The 391-nt window shown below is 42.5% G+C and carries 1 protein-coding gene; it reads right to left on the reverse strand.

Annotation, left to right across the window (positions count from 1 at the left end):
- The coding region (locus DLK05_RS17750) for a hypothetical protein (protein WP_209319974.1) at nucleotides 1-391 on the reverse strand (391 nt) is incomplete at both ends.

The raw sequence follows: 391 nt of genomic DNA on the forward strand, positions 1-391 counted from the left end.
TCACCAGAATTAAACTGGGAATCTGCCAATTTAATGATGGCAGCATACTTTTCAGACAATGCCTTTTCTGCTGCTGCTAGCTGTGCTGCCTTATCTGCTTCGGCTTGCTGGCTTGCTAACAGTGCATCTATCTTCTGAATCTGAGTTTTTGGATAAGCTTCCTCTGCTTTCAGACTTAATGCATCTGTATAACTTGTCTTTGCGGTAGTATAATCACCAGAACTAAACTGGGAATCTGCCAATTTAATGATGGCAGCATACTTTTCAGACAATGCTTTTTCTGCTGCTGCAAGCTGTGCTGCCTTTTCTGCTTCGGCTTGCTGGCTTGCTAACAGTGCATCTATCTTCTGAATCTGAGTTTTTGGATAAGCTTCCTCTGCTTTCAGACTTA

It is taken from the genome of Ancylomarina longa, from assembly GCF_003996985.1.
Taxonomy (GTDB): domain Bacteria; phylum Bacteroidota; class Bacteroidia; order Bacteroidales; family Marinifilaceae; genus Ancylomarina_A; species Ancylomarina_A longa.